The sequence below is a fragment of the Weissella ceti genome (assembly GCF_018394055.1).
Classification (GTDB): Bacteria; Bacillota; Bacilli; order Lactobacillales; family Lactobacillaceae; genus Weissella; species Weissella ceti.
Genome location: NZ_CP074441.1, coordinates 1015522 through 1033483, shown reverse-complemented (window position 1 = coordinate 1033483; position 17962 = coordinate 1015522). Strand labels below are relative to the sequence as shown.

19 protein-coding genes are annotated in these 17962 nt (G+C 40.9%); 18 read left to right on the top strand and 1 reads right to left on the bottom strand.

The annotated features are described in order from the left end of the window. The first annotated feature begins 23 nt into the window (after nt 1–23). The 4 genes from KHQ31_RS05380 to KHQ31_RS05365 all read left to right on the top strand — a co-directional run bounded on the left by KHQ31_RS05380 (nt 24) and on the right by KHQ31_RS05365 (nt 2187). Nucleotides 24–344 (top strand): PadR family transcriptional regulator, encoded by a 321-nt coding sequence (locus KHQ31_RS05380; RefSeq protein WP_213408576.1) that lies wholly within the window; start codon nt 24–26, stop codon nt 342–344. Continuing rightward, on the top strand, nt 337–969 hold the full coding sequence (locus tag KHQ31_RS05375) for an HAAS signaling domain-containing protein (protein ID WP_213408574.1): 633 nt from the start codon (nt 337–339) through the stop codon (nt 967–969). Before KHQ31_RS05380 ends, KHQ31_RS05375 begins: the two co-directional genes overlap by 8 nt. Continuing rightward, on the top strand, nt 969–1916 hold the full coding sequence (locus tag KHQ31_RS05370; protein WP_213408572.1) for a DUF4097 family beta strand repeat-containing protein: 948 nt from the start codon (nt 969–971) through the stop codon (nt 1914–1916). The genes KHQ31_RS05375 and KHQ31_RS05370 overlap by 1 nt, the downstream gene beginning before the upstream one ends. A 100-nt stretch (nt 1917–2016) precedes the next feature. Next, nucleotides 2017–2187: a hypothetical protein gene (locus KHQ31_RS05365; protein ID WP_213408570.1), complete on the top strand. Its 171-nt coding sequence runs from the start codon at nt 2017–2019 to the stop codon at nt 2185–2187. A gap of 126 nt (nt 2188–2313) precedes the next feature. On the opposite strand, the gene KHQ31_RS05360 is transcribed toward KHQ31_RS05365, so the two are convergent. Next, nucleotides 2314–3075, bottom strand: coding sequence for a hypothetical protein (locus tag KHQ31_RS05360; RefSeq protein ID WP_213408568.1), 762 nt, complete (start codon nt 3073–3075; stop codon nt 2314–2316). 264 nt (nt 3076–3339) lie between these two features. On the opposite strand from KHQ31_RS05360, the gene KHQ31_RS05355 reads away from it, so the two are divergent. From KHQ31_RS05355 to KHQ31_RS05290, 14 genes are all read left to right on the top strand, one after another. Further along, the gene (locus KHQ31_RS05355; RefSeq protein WP_213408566.1) at nt 3340–3795 is read left to right on the top strand and encodes a PH domain-containing protein; all 456 of its coding nucleotides are present in this window, start codon (nt 3340–3342) and stop codon (nt 3793–3795) included. Beyond that, complete coding sequence (locus KHQ31_RS05350; protein WP_213408563.1) at nt 3792–5096, top strand: PH domain-containing protein; 1305 nt, start codon at nt 3792–3794, stop codon at nt 5094–5096. Before KHQ31_RS05355 ends, KHQ31_RS05350 begins: the two co-directional genes overlap by 4 nt. A 68-nt stretch (nt 5097–5164) precedes the next feature. Next, entirely contained in the window at nt 5165–5335 is a 171-nt protein-coding gene (locus KHQ31_RS05345; RefSeq protein WP_213408561.1) for a hypothetical protein, read from the top strand. 262 nt (nt 5336–5597) lie between these two features. After that, nucleotides 5598–6956 (top strand): RsmB/NOP family class I SAM-dependent RNA methyltransferase, encoded by a 1359-nt coding sequence (locus tag KHQ31_RS05340; protein ID WP_213408559.1) that lies wholly within the window; start codon nt 5598–5600, stop codon nt 6954–6956. Nucleotides 6957–6995: 39 nt separating this feature from the next. After that, nucleotides 6996–7307 (top strand): Asp-tRNA(Asn)/Glu-tRNA(Gln) amidotransferase subunit GatC, encoded by a 312-nt coding sequence (gene gatC / locus KHQ31_RS05335; RefSeq protein ID WP_213408557.1) that lies wholly within the window; start codon nt 6996–6998, stop codon nt 7305–7307. Further along, nucleotides 7307–8764, top strand: coding sequence for an Asp-tRNA(Asn)/Glu-tRNA(Gln) amidotransferase subunit GatA (gatA, locus tag KHQ31_RS05330; protein ID WP_213408555.1), 1458 nt, complete (start codon nt 7307–7309; stop codon nt 8762–8764). The genes gatC and gatA overlap by 1 nt, the downstream gene beginning before the upstream one ends. After that, on the top strand, nt 8764–10209 hold the full coding sequence (gene gatB / locus KHQ31_RS05325; protein WP_213408553.1) for an Asp-tRNA(Asn)/Glu-tRNA(Gln) amidotransferase subunit GatB: 1446 nt from the start codon (nt 8764–8766) through the stop codon (nt 10207–10209). Before gatA ends, gatB begins: the two co-directional genes overlap by 1 nt. 68 nt (nt 10210–10277) lie before the next feature. Further along, nucleotides 10278–11249, top strand: coding sequence for a diacylglycerol kinase (locus KHQ31_RS05320; protein ID WP_213408551.1), 972 nt, complete (start codon nt 10278–10280; stop codon nt 11247–11249). Nucleotides 11250–11792: 543 nt separating this feature from the next. Further along, on the top strand, nt 11793–13106 hold the full coding sequence (locus KHQ31_RS05315) for a bifunctional folylpolyglutamate synthase/dihydrofolate synthase (protein ID WP_213408549.1): 1314 nt from the start codon (nt 11793–11795) through the stop codon (nt 13104–13106). Further along, nucleotides 13099–13692, top strand: a complete 594-nt coding sequence (locus tag KHQ31_RS05310; protein WP_213408547.1) for a non-canonical purine NTP pyrophosphatase — start codon at nt 13099–13101, stop codon at nt 13690–13692. Before KHQ31_RS05315 ends, KHQ31_RS05310 begins: the two co-directional genes overlap by 8 nt. A 20-nt stretch (nt 13693–13712) precedes the next feature. Continuing rightward, entirely contained in the window at nt 13713–15248 is a 1536-nt protein-coding gene (locus KHQ31_RS05305; RefSeq protein ID WP_213408545.1) for a UDP-N-acetylmuramoyl-L-alanyl-D-glutamate--2,6-diaminopimelate ligase, read from the top strand. A 71-nt stretch (nt 15249–15319) separates the two neighbouring features. Further along, nucleotides 15320–15679 carry a hypothetical protein gene (locus KHQ31_RS05300; protein ID WP_213408543.1) on the top strand — a complete coding sequence of 120 codons (360 nt, stop codon included), beginning with the start codon at nt 15320–15322 and terminating at the stop codon, nt 15677–15679. After that, nucleotides 15679–17364: an arginine--tRNA ligase gene (argS, locus tag KHQ31_RS05295; RefSeq protein ID WP_213408541.1), complete on the top strand. Its 1686-nt coding sequence runs from the start codon at nt 15679–15681 to the stop codon at nt 17362–17364. The genes KHQ31_RS05300 and argS overlap by 1 nt, the downstream gene beginning before the upstream one ends. A 137-nt stretch (nt 17365–17501) precedes the next feature. Further along, nucleotides 17502–17957 (top strand): arginine repressor, encoded by a 456-nt coding sequence (locus KHQ31_RS05290; protein ID WP_405196833.1) that lies wholly within the window; start codon nt 17502–17504, stop codon nt 17955–17957. Nucleotides 17958–17962: the final 5 nt, after the last annotated feature.

The following is a 17962-nucleotide window of genomic DNA, read 5'->3' as shown; positions in this document are numbered from 1 at the left end:
AAAACAGTATTAAAGGAGCGCTTATGGATATTCAAGTCCCAACAGTCGTGCTTGATGGTACCGTCTTGGCTATTTTGGCTAAAGAAGACACATATGGTTATGTGATTACCAAGACTATGCAAGAACATATGAATGTTAGTGAATCAACGATGTACCCAGTATTACGTCGTTTGAAGAAAAATAATTATCTGATTAATTACGATGAACCTTATGAAGGGCGTATCCGTCGTTATTACCAGATTACCGAAGAAGGTCGTGCCCATTTGGCCGAAATTAAGACTGCATGGACAAGTTTCCGTGCATCTGTGAATACATTGTTGTTGGAGGATGAGCAAAATGATTGATCAATATTTTAATGAAGTAAAAAGCTATCTAAATGGTGTACCAGCAGCAGAACAAGAAGAAATGCTGCAATTTTACAATGAGCAAGTCATTGAATCTGGTATGTCACTAGAAGATGTAGAAGCTAAGTATGGAACGCCTAAGCAATTTGCTCGTACAATCCGTTTGGAATACTTCATGGACATGGATGATGCGCCGGTATCAGAAGAAGTGACACCCCAACAACGCACAAAGCAACGTACACGTATGTTGTGGTTGATTGTATTAGGTCTATTTGCTAGTCCAATTCTAATTCCAGTGGCAATTGGTGTTCTATTGATGTTGGGACTAGGATTATTTTTCTTTGTCGCGGCACTATTTGGCATCTATGCGATGGTTGTTGGTGTTCTAGCTGGTGGAGTGGGTTCATTGGTCTTTGGTGGTATGTTGATTGGTCAATCAGTACCAACTGGTATTTTCTTCATGGGTCTAGGTCTATTGATGACTGGTTTGACAATCATGATGACACCAATCGTCTTGAACCTAACACAATGGTTGTTTGATGTCTTTGTGCAATTCATGAAGTGGATTGGACGTCGTTTCGTATCACGTCGTGATAATGCACCTATGCAAGGAGGGCAAAACTAATGTTTAAATTAAAGAAGCCGCTTATTCTTGGTGGGGTATTATTTGTAGCTGGGGCAGCTATGATGGTCACAACAGTTGGTCAATCGAACTTTGACTTCAGTTGGGACCGTGGTGTGAAGTTGGTTGACGTTAAGAAGACAGAACAAAAGTTCGACAATATTAAAACAATTAACGTGAATGCGAATTCAGGTGTTGTGCGTATTGTCGAAGGATCTGAAGGGTCAGTGACTAGCTGGTCAGTTGACAATCAAAAGGCATCTGCTACCCAAAAGGGTGATGTACTTTCAGTTGAAGCTGTAAAGAATGAAGGATTGGTACGTGGTGCTTTCCTATCAACGCCAGAAGCGTTTGAATACTCAGCGAAGATTACCGTACCTGCTGGGACTAAGTTAGAAAACTTGAATCTAACAATGGATGATGGTGGTGTTATTGTGCAAGGACTTAACGTTAAGCACACAAAAGTAACTTCTGGTCGTGGTGGTGCGAACTTGAGCGAATTCACTGGGGAATCACTAACGATGACAACTAAGGACGGTCGTCTATCATTCGACGATGTTAAGTTGGACAAGTTGAAGGTAACGGGTCGTGATGCTTATGTTTACGGATCATTTGTGACACTTGCTGAAGCAAGTAACATTGAGCTCCGTGATGGAAATGTTTCACTTTCAAGTGTAACTGCACCAGGTCTACAACTTGAAACAGGTAAGTTTGAAGAAGCGTTCGTTTATGTAACAAAGTCTAGCGAAGAAGATGCATATCTAGATGAAAACAATCCTTTCTACGACTATAAGAACGAATTAGATATCGATAACAAGAAAGAACAAGAAAAGGCCCGTAAGAAGCAAGAAAAGGCCCGTGCGCAAAACAAGTACAAAAAGGGTAAGCAAGAAGATGCCCTAAAGATTAACCTTCGTGATGGTGAAATCAAGTTGTATGACATGAAATAATACGAAACACCAACATCAATGTTGGTGTTTTTTGTTGGGATAAATTAATGTGATATAATGAACATGTTTCTGAGGATGTCTATTTAGGGAGGATATTTCAATGGATAAAAATTATAAGACGTTACTGATTGCAGCTGTGGGAACAGTGTTAGGAATCATGATGGGACAATTTTTCGGAGAAGGTATGTTCTGGGAAAAATTAGCCATAGGTGGCGTAATTGGATACATTATTGGGTATATTTTATACAAATTTATTCCTGAAAAAGATTAATTAACGTACATAATCGCACAAGAATAAGAAATGAGCAAAATAAAAAAGGTAACTAGCTACACGACAATAAGTGTGATTAGTTACCTTTTTGCGTTTATAGTGAATTTCGATCATTCAGCCAAATATTTAGGCTAATAAAGCAATGACTTCGTCGTTTCGTTGCATCATTTTAGGTGTAATCCAGTCAAGATAAGCACCAAATTCTGCACTTGTTTTTGGTAGTGGATTGTCTGAGAAAACATCGACTGAGTAATCGTCGTTAACGTACATGGTTAATTGGTTGTCTGTAATGAACTGTTGCCAACCAGTTGGATTGTCTGCATAGAATTCCTCTTGGTATTGGACAAGAGATAGTGGGAAATTATCTGCGGTTGAAAAATCAAACCCACGGACCTTGTTAAAGATGCGATCCCAAACAACAATATTACCCAGCGTATCGACTAAACTCACGTAATGACGGAAACGATCCAGATTATCGCTAATCCAATCAAATTCAGCATATTTATCCACGAGTAAATCATATTGATTCTCAAGTTTTTCATTAGGGTTGAAACCATCAATTGACTGAAGGATGCTATCCTTGTTTTCTGATTGAGATAGAACGTGATGAAATAGAGTACGGAATGAAGAAGCGGTATCACCAGCGTTGATGTCGTCTTGTGCTAACCAGCCCAATGCTGGATAAAATGGCCAGAGTTCTCGGTCAGTTGTATGTGTACCCATGAATGATCCACGTAATGTTGCGTGGGGTTCAGCACTGTACATAAGTCGACGATTGATGGGGTCTGGTTCATGATGATTAAACAATGTTTTGATATCAAAATAAGGTGTGCTATTGATGATTATATTTTTAATATCTGAAAAATCCATTTCGTTTTGCGTATCCATGTCGCTTAGTCTCCCAATTTTGAAACGACCTTCTGTAAGAAATAAGGCCGTCAATTTTTTGTATTTCATTAGTATATCAGCTTTTCTTAAAAGTATTAAAAATCAGATTTTTACGTTTAAATCTTAAATCGTTTTAAACATGATAGGCGTAGGAATTAAGTGGATATATCGCCTAATTAGCGTAGGTGAGCCTTCTTGAAGGATTGTAAATCTAGTGCTAATATTTAAACGTTTAATATCGTGTATCAAATTAGGGAGAAAACAATGATTTTAAATGTACATAATAATTATATGAAGTATAAGTTCTGGATGAATATCGTGGAAAATGTCGCCCTGTTAGTAGGAGGCATATTTACAATATGGTGTTTTGGTTTGGAAAAATATATGGGTGTGTTTGTTGTTTTTGTAGTCTTACTTTTTGGATGGATGACGATATATGCTCAAGCGTATGTTAGAAATACGTCAGTAACGATTGATAGTGAAAAAGTGGTTATCCGAAAAGGAAGACTATATTATCGCGAAATCGCAATTCCGTTAGAAAAGGTTTACGCCACAATTAAAAAACAAAATATTCTACAAAAGAACGTTGATCTAATGACTCTTGAGATTCAAACATCAGCGAAAGCTTACGCTGTACACGGGATTGCAACAGGGGTAGGTGAACCATTAGTCGAAAAGTGGCAAGATATTACGCAAGTTATCTCAGAGGTACAATCATGAGTGCTAAGAGACAATCGCCGTTATATTTTATCGTGCAGACAAAAGACCTAGCTTGGGCATTGTTTGCTTTGTTTCCACTATATATTTTTTTAAATAAGTGGTTACATCAACCGTTTTTCTTAATGTGTTTAATGATATTAATGGTGATCATTGCATTAGTACGGTTTGTATTGGGATATTTCAATACGACCTATGCAATCGTCAACAATGACATTCATGTGAATTACGGCATTTTAGATGTCAGTACGATTAATATTTCTAAAAATCAAGGAATCGTAAATTATCGTGTGACCAGTAATTGGTTACAGAAAATAGTAGGTGTTGAAGGATTAGTTATTAACTTTAAAAATGGTGAAGACCAAGAACCCATTGAGTTTGCAGCACTGTCTGCAGAACAAATTAGTTTATTGACTAAGCATATTAAAGTTTCAGATGCGGTTGATGAAGCTGTGGAAAATATTAGTATCTATAGAATCCAAGAGGTAAACGTTACATGGAATAAAATTGTCCTAACGGCATTAGTTTCCGCTAATTATTTCTTGATTATCCCCGTGCTTATTCAGGGAATCGAATTTATTGAACCATGGATGAAGTATCTACCAATACACATTGATATTAAGATAATCGGTGTGCTTTTGTTACTGGTATTACCCGTAGGAACAATTATTCTGCAATTTTTCAGATATATTCAATTCGAAATTTATGATATTCAGGGACGTTTTGTGGTGAAAAACGGACTAATTGATAGTGATCAGCATATCATTGAAAAGACGAATATCAATGGCATTATGGTAGAACAGTCCCTAGGCATGCGCATGTTGGGATTATGTACAGTGTCAGCAGTTATGAATGATGCAGACACTGAGGGTGGCACGCAAACGAAAAATACACTCTTTCCGTATGTTAAAGTAGCTCAAGTGAATGGATTGTTAGAGAAGTATGTGCCGGCATATACCCATACCTTTGAGCGTATACCGCTGCATGTGACGCTGTCGAAAATTATTTATACAGCTGGCCTTCTAGTCGTCTTGTTGGTAGGGATGTTGTATTTTGGTTTGGCAATTTGGACGTACATTAGTGCTTTGATTTTGTTTGGTCTGTTGATTGGACCTGCAATTACGACAATGAAAACGACCCGATTTGGCCTTATTGTCCGTAATGGGTTATTTAATCTAAAGACTTATATTCTGCCTGAAAATAAAATTGGCGTTCGTGTGACCTCGTCTATGGTAAATATCTTCAAAGTAGAACATATTTATACAGATTTAACGCCTAGTCATCATTTTAAACAATTGGACTAGTTCGATGTGAGCATTGACGACAGGATAAAAATACGTCATATCATTAAGCGGATGAAGGAGAAATAGAAATGAAAAAGCAATATGTAAACATGATTGGTTCTGCCTTAGGAACGATTATCAGTTTGGGGATGATGACGATGCTATTCGATCAAATGTCATTTGGCTTGTTAGTATTGTTGGCTTTTATCAGTGGATTTACAGTGAATGTAATTGTACGCAAATTAATTCCAGAAAAATAATGCGCAGGTTAATATCTAAAAAATGAGCGATTTAACTCGTGAAAGTTTTATCGAAATCCCCATTGAATCAGCTACTTGGAACAAATGTTTTGGGGAGCTTTTTGTATACTCAAAATGTATTTAGAAAAAAAGATATCAAAACCAAACGATTGGTATAGTTGTGATTATGATTTATTGCTTTTATTTGCATAGCAAATGTGCCGAAAACAAGGGGCTTATGGTAAAATATGGAGTAAGAATTCACGTTTAAAGGAGGTCTGGCATGTTAGTTCTACCTAATGCATTTGTCGAAAAATACCAAGAATTGCTTGGTGATGAAGCAGATGCTTTTTTTAAGGCTCTTCATGAGCCGGCCAGTAAAGCCTATCGTGTGAATCCGTTGAAAGCGAATCAAGAACCATTCGATACCGACTCAGGGGAAGCGATTCCTTGGAGTCGTTTTGGTTTTTATGGCCAAGTTAATGGTCATTCAGTGGACCACACAACAGGGGTTATCTATTCACAAGAACCATCAGCACAACTTGTTGCGGAGTTAGCAGAACCTAAACCAGGACAACGCGTCTTAGATTTGGCTGCTGCACCAGGTGGGAAATCAACTCACCTTGCAGCCTTTATGCAACAAGAAGGTTTGTTGATTTCAAACGAAATCAGTCGTAAGCGTGCCGGTATTCTAAGTGAAAACATGGAGCGTTTTGGGGTGCAAAACGCGCTGGTAACCAACCACGATGCAACGGCATTAGCCAAGCACTTCCCAGAATATTTTGACACCATTGTGTTAGACGCACCGTGTTCAGGGGAAGGCATGTTCCGTAAGGACCATGACGCCGTTGATTATTGGACTGCGGATTATCCACAGGAAAACGCTGATCGCCAAAAGATGATTTTGGAAGATACGGTAACCATGCTAAAACCTGGTGGAACATTGGTCTACTCAACTTGTACCTTTGCGCCAGAAGAAGATGAACAAGTGATTGCTTGGCTCCTAGCAGAATATCCTGAGTTCAGTGTGGTGCCTGTTGATCTACCTGAAGGTGTTGATGCTGGGCGTCCGGATTGGGCAGATGGTAATCCTGCGTTGGCTGATACTGTCCGTTTGTTCCCACACCACGTTGCGGGTGAAGGACACTTCATGGCTAAACTACATAAGGCAGAAGCGGAAAGTGATGCACGTGAACCTAAATTAGCGAAGACTAATTTGACAAAGGAACAACGTGAATTATGGGATGAATTTGAAGCGAACCAATTAGTTGAACCACTAAATCGTGTGTTACATGCGTTTGGTGATCAACTATATGCGTTGCCCGTCGATGCACCAGACTTAAACAAGTTACAAGTTTTGCGTGCAGGGATGCATTTGGGGACATTCAAAAAGAAGCGTTTCGAACCTAGTTTGGCATTAGCCTTAGCGATGCCAAGCAATGCGTTCAAACACGTTGCTGAATTAAGCCACGAACAATGGGCTCAATATGTCCATGGTGATACATTCATGATGCCAGACAGTCAACTAGATAATGGTTGGCACGTCTTGACATTTAATGGCAATGGCATCGGATTTGGTAAGTTTGTAAATGGCCAAATGAAGAATTTTTATCCTAAAGGATTACGTTTTTTGCCACGTTAAAAGAAATACAATAACTAAAATATCAAAGGAGTTACAAACATGAGTGAACAAAGCTTGAGCGCTAACGAAGTGCTAAATGTTGCCTCTCTATCAAAGCTAGAATTGACAGCAGAAGAAACAGAAATTATGACAGACCACTTGGATAAGATTTTCGAAGTGGTGACAATGCTTGATGCAGTTGATACAACTGATGTGAAGCCAACTTTCAGCCCAATTGACTTGCAAATGTCATTGCGTGCCGATGAAGGTGTGAACGCTGAACAAGCTGAAGAATTATTGGCTAATGCCCCTGAACGTAAGGGTGATTACATTAAGGTGCCAGCCATTCTTGAAGGAGGGGCAAGTAACTAATGAACTACTTAAACACAGACCTAGAAACGCTACACGCGCAACTAGTTAACAAAGAAATCACTGCTGAAGCACTTGTTGAAGCAACGCTTGACAACATCGCCGCAACTGATGAAACATTCGGTGCGTTCATCACTGTGATGAAGGAAGAAGCATTAGCCCAAGCTCGTGAATTGGATGCTAAGGGAATCGACGTAGATGACGTTTTGTCAGGTATTCCTTACGGAATCAAGGACAACATCGTAACAAAGAATGTTTTGACAACTGCTGCGTCAAAGATGTTGGCTAACTTCACACCAATCTACGAATCAACTGTTACTGACATGTTGGCAAATCGTGGAGCGGTTGGTGTTGGTAAGTTGAACTTGGACGAATTTGCCATGGGTTCAACAACTGAAACTTCATACTTCAAGAACACAAAGAACGCTTGGGACACAACTAAGGTTCCTGGTGGGTCATCAGGTGGATCAGCCGTTGCGGTTGCTGCCGGACAAGTTCCTTACTCATTGGGAACTGACACTGGTGGATCTGTCCGTCAGCCAGCTGCTTTCAACGGAATTGTTGGAATGAAGCCAACTTACGGTCGTGTATCACGTTGGGGTGTTATTGCCTTTGCGTCATCATTTGACCAAGTAGGAATTTTGACACGTACTGTTAAGGACAATGCGTATGTTTTGGGTGCCGTTGCTGGTCATGATGCCAATGATCAAACAAGCTCACACGTCGCTGTACCAGATTACACTGCCCACCTTGGCAAGGACCTAACTGGCATGAAGATTGCCGTACCAGAAGAATACTTTGGTGCCGGAATTCATGAAGATGTTAAGGAAGTTGTCCACAACGCGATTGACAAGTTGAAGGAACTAGGAGCAACAGTTGATACTGTTTCATTGCCACACACACGTTACGGTGTTGCTGCATACTACATCCTAGCTTCTGCTGAAGCATCATCAAACTTACAACGTTTTGATGGTATTCGTTACGGTTACCGTTCAGAATCAGCTAAGACCCTTGAAGAAGTGTACGTTAAGAGCCGTTCTGAAGGATTCGGAGATGAAGTAAAGCGTCGTATCATGCTTGGAACATACTCACTTTCAGCTGGTTCATACGACAAGTTCTACAAGAAGGCCGCTCAAGTACGTACGTTGCTAGCCAACGACTTCAAGAAGGTCTTTGCTGAATACGACTTGATCGTTGGACCTACTGCACCAAGTGTTGCGTACGACTTTGGTGAAAATCCAGATGACCCAGAAGTAACTTACATGAACGATGCATTGACAATCCCAGTTAACATGGCTGGATTGCCAGGTATGTCAATTAACGCTGGATTCAGCAATGGATTACCAGTTGGAATGCAATTGATTGCTGATGCATTTAACGAAGAAAAGATTTACCAAGCGGGATATGCTTTTGAACAAGCAACTCGTCTATTTGAAAAAGTACCAGGAGGTGCCAACTAATGGCTGTGCCAAATTTTGAAACAACTATCGGACTTGAAGTCCACGTTGAGTTGAAGACAAACTCAAAGGCCATGTCACCATCACCAGTGCAATATGGTGCGGACGCTAACCAAAACACAAACGTGATTGACTGGGGTTACCCAGGTGTCTTGCCATCAGCGAACCAAGGAGCCTTGGAAGCTGGAATGATGGCTGCAACAGCTTTGAACGCTGAAGTGACACGTGACCTAACTTGGGATCGTAAGAACTACTTCTACCCAGACAATCCAAAGGCTTACCAAATCACACAAAGCCAAACACCAATTGGACAAAACGGTTGGTTGGATATCGTGATTGATGGTGAAACTAAGCGTGTTGGAATTACTGAAATGCACGTCGAAGAAGACGCAGGTAAGAACACTCACGCGGATGATGGTTACTCATACGTTGACTTGAACCGTCAAGGAACACCATTGATTGAAATCGTTGGTGCACCTGACTTGCACACACCAGATGAAGCATATGCTTACCTAGAAGCTTTGCGTCAAGCAATCCAATTTACTGGCATTTCAGACGTTAAGATGCAAGAAGGATCAATGCGTGTTGACGCGAACATCTCAATCCGTCCAGTCGGATCAAAGGAATACGGGACTAAGGTTGAATTGAAGAACTTGAACTCATTCAACTATGTCCGTAAGGGATTGATTTTCGAAGAAAACCGTCAAGCAAAGATTTACATGGCTGGTGGAACAATCAAGCAACAAACACGTCGTTTTGATGAATCTACTGGTGAAACAATCTTGATGCGTGAAAAGGAAACAGCAGATGACTACCGTTACTTCCCAGAACCTGATTTGGCACCTGTTCATGTGACAGATGCTTGGTTGGCTGAAGTTGCGGACAAGTTGCCTGAATCAGCACCAGCTCGCCGTGCACACTACGTCAACGACTTGGGACTAGAAGCTTACGACTCAGAAGTGTTGACACAAACACTTGAAATGGCAAACTTCTTTGACGCAACTGTTGCTGAAGGGGCTAACGCTAAGCGTGCTGCCAACTACTTGATGGGTGACGTTAACGCCTACTTGAACGAAAAGCAATTGGACCTTCAAGAAACTGCGTTGACACCTGCGCACTTGGCACAAATGATCAACTTGATTGATGATGGTACTATCTCAACTAAGATGGCTAAGCGTGTCTTCACAGCGATTACAAAGGGTGAAAACCCAGTTGAATTCGTTGAAGCAAATGGTTTGAAGCAAATGTCAGATCCAGCTGAATTGACACCAATTATTGCGGGTATCTTGGATGCTAACGAACAATCAATCGAAGATTTCCACAACGGTAAGGATCGTGCGGTTGGCTTCTTGGTTGGACAAATCATGAAGGCTACTAAGGGAAATGCCAACCCTAATGTTGTGAATGATATCTTGATGAGCGAATTGTCAGCACGTAAGCCAGATTAATTTAAGGTCTGGTTCGTATACTTGTTGATAAGACAATCAGTTAAAACTGATGATTAAGGAGAACGAGTATGACGAAGCGAGCACGAATTATTTATAATCCAACTTCAGGACGCGAAGCGATTCGCCGAGACCTAGTTGATATTTTAAATGTGTATGAATCTGCAGGGTATGAGACCAGTGCATTTGCGACTACGCCTGAAGAAAACTCAGCACAAGATGAAGCGCTTCGTGCAGCTCAAGATGGTTTCGAATTAATCGTCGCAGCTGGTGGAGACGGCACAATCAATGAAGTGGTGAATGGGGTTGCGGCATTGGATAATCCACCAATGTTAGCAGTTATCCCAGCTGGAACAACGAATGACTATGCACGTGCATTGCACATTCCACGTGATAGCCCACTGGAAGCAGCGGAAGTTATTCTAAAAGGTCGTGCAGCCCGCATGGACATTGGAATGGCCAATGACAATTACTTTGTAAATATCGCCGCTGGTGGTTCATTATCTGAATTGACATATTCCGTACCCTCAAAGCAAAAATCAATGTATGGTTATCTAGCTTATGTGGTTAAGGCAGCAGAAATGTTACCACAGTCACATCAAATGGATATTGAAGTTGAATATGACGATGGTGTTTACCGTGGCCCAGCTTCAATGTTTTTGCTAGCTTTGACGAATTCAGTTGGAGGGTTTGAGCAATTAGTGCCAGATGCACAACTAGATGATGGTAATTTCACACTGCTTGTCGTGAAAACAACCAAGCTAAATGAATTACTCGTATTAGTTAAAGAAGCGTTCCAAGGTAAGCACGTTGATGACGACAACCTGCTATATGTAAAGTCATCGAAGGTTAAGATTACGCCTTTGCCTGAAAATGATGCCCCAATTCCAATTAACTTGGATGGTGAGTATGGTGGCGACGCGCCCATGACATTTGTTAATCACCGTGCCTTGCTAACAATGGTTACAGGGATTGACGAAAACATTGAAAAGAATCCATTCACGCAAGATATCATTGAAATTGATACCAAAGTGAATGATTAAAGCAAAAAGCATGATAAGGAAACTTATCATGCTTTTTCTTTGTCTTAATTCTTTATGAGAAGGTTGGTATGTGTTTAGGGGAGCGATTAAAAGTGGATGCCATTTAGAAATAGTGTAGGTAACGAACGATATAACTATACTAAAAAAGACTCAACCACGAATGATTGAGCCTTTTAAATTAAAGAATATACTACTTGCGCAAATAGTCTTTAATATAGTCAATTAAGAATGGTGTTGCCACCGAGACAATCATTGACAAAAATGCAGTAAACACTGCTAATACGAATTGATGCATTTAGAGGAGGCCTCCTCTCTAGCGCCTTTTATAGACGTGGCGCCAAAAACGAGTACACCTGAATTTGAGCAAAATAAAAACCACTTTGGCGTCTATTCCAGAGTGGTTTAAGAGTAGGAGACATCCCCTACATCAATTCGTAAATAAATTATAGCACACAACTATTTGAAAGCGCAAAGATACAAATCGACTGGTCAAATTTGTGGTAAAATAAGCATATTATAGACGGAAGAAAGTGAGGCCAACGTATGTCATTCAATGATTTATATGAGCAAATCAATCAACAGATGGATCGCCATGAAGGTGCACATATTGGTGACCAAGAGCGTTGGCATATTTTACGAGAAGTTATTGATTGGATTGGCCGCCCAGATGAAAAACTACGTTTCATTCACATTGTCGGAACCGACGGAAAACGCGCCACTGGAGCCATGACTGCAGAGATTTTGAACGCAGCGAATTACAAAACTGGACGTTTCACTACGCCAGCCATTATGGACGATTGTGACATGATCTTGGTTGATAATGAGCCAATTACGAAAGAACAATTTGTTCGTAGTTTTCAACGCATTTCAGTAGAATTGAAGCGGCACGGTGGCGACATTAACACACTGAGCCGATTTGAATGGTGGTTCTTGATTTCAATTGATCATTTCCGACGTGAAGAAGTTAAGTTTGTGGTTTTGGAAGGTGGCATGGATGGTACCTGTGATCCGACTAATGCTATTTCAAATCCCTTGTTAGTTGCGTTTACGCACATTGATTACGACTACAAAGCTGGGCAAACGCCACAAAGTAATAGTTTGGCGTCAATTGCAGCAGATAAAAGTGGCGCAATTAAGCCAGGTGCTGTGGTTGTCAATATGCCTGGGCAAGACCATGAAATTTCACGCGTCTTGAAAGAAGTGACTGAAGCAAAGGGTGCTACTTGGTATTCTAGTCGACCAAAGATGACGTTGATGAAGACGGATTCTAAGGGGATGGTTTTGAAACTAAACGATGACGTTGAAATGCGATTGAGCGTCGTGGGAAGTGACCATTTAAAAAATCTATCCAATGTACTACAGATTATTGGATATCTACAAGAAAATGGTGCGCATATCTCAATGGTTAACATTGCAGAAGCATTGGCTCATTTGAAGGTATCAGGGCACATGACTTATGATGCTGAGCACGATATCTTGTTTGATGGAGCAGATTCAGTAACCACGATGGAACACTTGCTAAGTTCTGTAAAATCATGGCATCTACAAGCAAAGCCGATTTTTGTTCTTGGCCTACGTAAAGATGAAAATTGGCGTGAAATTCTAGATATGGTATTACCAGTGACAGATCAAGTGATCGCCGTTACACCAGCCCACCATGCAGGAATGCATGCGGATGAACTAGCAGCTAAAATTGTGATGCAAAGTAATGTTAACGTCGAAGTTGCGGATGATTCCACGGCGGCGATTAATTTAGCTCGTCGTGCACGCCGTGATACGAAACGCATGATTATTGTGACTGGTTCATTGTATACACTACGGGCGATTAATAAGGAAGGACTAACATTTGATGACTAATAAACGGTTAGTAGTTGCGTCTAACAATTCACACAAAACAGCTGAAATGATTGCGTACTTTGATTTATTAGGACAAGAAGTGATTAATTATCGCGATTTGCATGAACAGATTAGTTTCCCTGCCGAATCAGAGACCGACATGGCGTATAATATGCAAATGAAGGCCGAAACAGTGCATGCGATTTTACCGGATGAATATATCTTGGCTGACGATTCTGCCTTGTTTATTCCAAGTATCCCTGAACATTTTGGGGTCACAACAATGCGTGAATTTAAAGCGCATCAATTATCAGGTAACGAAGAAATCAATGACTACATTTTGGCGCAATTACCAGCAGGTGTTGATCGTGCTGGTTACCTGCAAGCTAATTTTTATTTGATTACGCCTGAAGGAGAACGGGTAGATGTTGTCCAAACAGGTGGTATTGCCATCGCAGAAGCAGCACGTAGTGACAATGGCATTGATGCGTTAATGGTGACTGAGACAGGGCAGACGCTAGGTGAGATGCCTCTGTCAGAGCGTATTGATTACGCACACCGTGGGCGTGCCGCACAAGTATTATTGAAGAAATTAGCAAACATATAAAGATAACGAGAGGAAAGCAAATGCAACTAACGTCAGAACAAATTACCAATTTACTTACAGATGAATATCTATTACAAGCTGCGCCAGATTTTAAGGGTGCATTTACGCATTTAGCTTATAACTCAAAGGACGTACAACCAGGCACTTTGTTGTTTATCAAAGGAAACTTCAAACCTGAATACTTAACTGATGCAATTGCAAAGGGTGTCCAAGGTATTGTGGCGCCAGTGGGATTTGCTCACGATACAACGTTACCAACTTGGACCGTTGATGAAGTGATGCCAGCTATGAGTATTCTAAGTATGGCTTTTTATGAGTACCCACAACAAAAGTTGAGCTTGATTGGAATTACTGGAACTAAGGGAAAGACATCTTCAACTTACATGGCCTATGAAATTCTAAAGCAGGCCACAGGTGACCGTGTTGCTTTGTCTTCAACTCTAGAAGTAATTACAGGTAATCAAGCAGAAAATCATTACCGTGCGACACTAACAACACCAGAATCCGTAGATCTATTCCGTTGGATGCGTGAAGCTGTGGATAATAAGATGACACACATGGTAATGGAAGTGTCATCACAAGCTTACAAGTTAGACCGTGTTTATGGATTACGTTTTAACGTAGGTGTGTTCTTGAATATTAGCGAAGACCATATTGGTCCTAATGAACATGCAAGCTTCGAAGAATACTTGATGTGCAAAGAGATGTTACTTGAACATTCAGATCAAGCAGTTATCAATGCAGACTCAGCTTACTTTGAAGATGTTGTGACACATACTGCTGAATTTATTCCACGTGACGGTGTTTGGTTGTACGGACGTGAAAGCGACGACCAAGGCTTCGGTGTTGATGTTAGCTACAGTACTATTGAAGAAAACTTACAAGGTAGTGAATTTGCCGTTAACTTGGTTGGGCCACAAGCACAATCACTAAAGATTGATGGTGACTTCAAGTTGGATATGCCGGGTGATTTCAATCAAGGAAATGCTGTGGCGGCAATGTTAGCAACACGTCTCGTTGGGGCTGATGCTGACGCCATGCATGATGCTTTGGAAATCGTGAAGATTCCAGGTCGTATGCAAGTTTTGACGACTGCTGAACACGGAACCATCTATGTTGATTACGCACACAACTATGCCTCAGTGGCAGCTTTGCTACAATTTGCCAAGACAAACGAAAGCGTTGAGCATTTGAGTATCGTCGTGGGAGCACCTGGTAATAAGGGTGAATCTCGTCGACCTGGTATTGGACAAGCGGTTAACGAAGGGGCAGATGAAGTCTACCTAACAAGTGATGATCCTCAATTTGAAAAGCCAGAAGACATTGCGGATGAAATTCAAGCAGCGATTACTGATCCAAAGGTAATTGTTCATCGCGAATTTGATCGTACTAAGGCAATTTCAGCTGCCATTTCCGCAGCTGGTCAAAATGATGTTGTGATTTTGGCCGGTAAGGGCTTGGATGAATACCAAAAGATCGGTGGTGTTGATACACCATACGAAAATGACTGGGCAATTGCACAGCGTATCGTGCAAGAGCTAGAAGGTTCTAAGTAGTTTTTTAGCATAATTTGTGCTATAATATCGGGACTTTACATTAACACTGAATATAGAAAGGGGCGCTAGCCATGGCTAAAGAACCTATTGAAAACACATCAGAATTTGATATTGGTGACTACGTTCACGGAAAGAAGTTTGCCAACTTTGAACATGATTTTGATGGAATCGTTGAAAAAATCTACGAAAACTCACTATTGGTGATGATTACTGAATTTGATCCGGAAGATTCAGCAACTGTTAACGAATACAACCAACGCGCGGTTGTACGTATGAGTGAAACGAAGATTTTGAAGAAGACAGACAATCCTGCACCGCGCATGGTATTGGCTGAAGACGACGAAGAAGATGAAGAACTAAAGAGCGTTGCAGCTGCTGAAGCAGCCAATGCTGAAAAAGAAAACGAAGAAGACGGAGAGGAGACTGAATAATGGATTTTAAGACGCAAGTGGCAAAAGCCATCGAACCAGCCTTATCAGAACTAGAATTTGCTGACATCCTATCAAAGGTAGAAGTACCTAAGGATAGCCGTATGGGAGACTACGCGTTCCCTACATTCACTTTAGCAAAGGTTCGCCGCCAAGCACCTAACCAAATCGCTGAAGGATTGGCAGAAGCTATCAATGCTGAAGGATTTGAAAAGGTCGAAGCTGCTGGACCTTACGTCAACTTCTTCTTGGACAAGCAAGCCGCTGGTTCAGAAATTCTACGTACTGTCTTGAATGATGAACGTTTTGGTCAAAACAACAATGGTGAAGCAGGACACGTTACAATCGACATGTCTTCTCCTAACATTGCTAAGCCAATGTCAATGGGACACTTGCGTTCAACTGTTATCGGAAACTCTTTGGCAGAAATTGCACGTGCTAATGGTTACCAACCAGTCAAGATTAACCACTTGGGTGATTGGGGAACACAATTTGGTAAGTTGATGTCAGCTTACAAGCGTTGGGGATCAGAAGAAGAAGTTCAAGCTGACCCAATCAACACTTTGGTAAAGTACTATGTTCGTTTCCACGAAGAAGCCGAAACACAACCAGAATTGAACGACGAAGGTCGTGCATGGTTCAAGAAGCTTGAAGATGGTGATGAAGAAGCCGTTAAGTTGTGGAAGTGGTTCCGTGAAGAATCATTGAAGGAATTCATGGATGTTTACGACATGTTGGACATTCAATTTGATTCATTCAACGGTGAAGCTTTCTACAACGACAAGATGGATACAGTGATTGATACTTTGAACGAAAAGAACGTTCTTGTTGAATCACAAGGTGCTAAGATTGTTGATTTGGACAAGTACGGTCTAAACGTTGCGATGATCCAACGTACAGACGGTGCCACATTGTACATGACACGTGACCTTGCAGCGGCAACATACCGTAAGCAAAACTACGACTTCGTGAAGTCATTGTACGTTGTTGGTGGTGAACAACGTGAACACTTCCTACAATTGAAGGCTGTCTTGAAGGAGATGGGTTATGATTGGGCTGATGACGTTGAACACATTCCATTTGGTTTGATCACTGTTGATGGTAAGAAGTTGTCAACTCGTTCAGGTCGTATCATCTTGTTGAAGGATGTATTGAACGATTCTGTTGAATTGGCACAAGCTCAAATCGACGAAAAGAACCCGACACTTGCTAACAAGGAACAAGTTGCGCATGAAGTTGGAACTGGAGCCGTTGTGTTCCACGACTTGATGAACGAACGTATCGGAAACTTCGACTTTAAGTTGGAAGATGTTGTTCGTTTTGAAGGTGATACTGGTCCATATGTGCAATACACAAATGCCCGTGCACAATCATTGCTACGTAAGGTTGGTAACCCAGAAATTGACCGTGCCCACTTGGCGATCTCAGACGCTGCTGTTTGGGAAGTTGAAAAGTTGGTTGGTGAATTCCCAGCTACTATCGAACGTTCATGGCGTGATCGTGAACCATCAGTTATTGCGAAGTACGCTTTGCAATTAGCCCGTGCTTTCAACAAGTACTATGCAAACTCAAAGATTTTGCAAGAAGATGCTGAATTGAACGCACGTCTAGCACTTGTAAACTCTGTTTCACAAGTTTTGACTGAATCTCTACGTTTGCTAGGTGTTAAGGCACCTAAGGAAATGTAATAAATAATGAACGCATCGTCCCTAAGGACGGTGCGTTTTTTAGTATCCTTTTAAATACATCTGACTTTTTTAAGGTATATGACATATAATAGTAAGGGAGAATTATGTATGTTTGCGATACATTAGGGGAAAAGAAAATGACAATGAAGAAAACCGAACGTCAGAATCATATTTTACAAATTATTTCTGACCAAATTATTGAAACACAAGATATGTTGATGGACGCACTAGAAGCAGTGGGTGTAACTACAACGCAAGCAACAGTATCTCGTGACATTAAAGAATTGCATATTGTTCGACAACCCGATCAAGACGGGACGGCGCGTTACCAAACGTTACGTGTTATGCCAGAAAATAATTTAGAAGTCTTGCAGCGTTTGTTTGAACAATCAGTACATCATATTGTACGAGTGGACTTTATGACAATTTTGAAAACATCTAAAGGTAACGGAAACCGTATTGCGGCGTCGATTGATGCCGCACAATTACCAGAAGTTGTCGCAACTTTAGCTGGTCACGATACTATTTATGTGACAAGTCCATCATCAGAAGAAGCAGAAAAGCTAGCGGAGTTGTTTAACCATTGGCTATAGTGAGG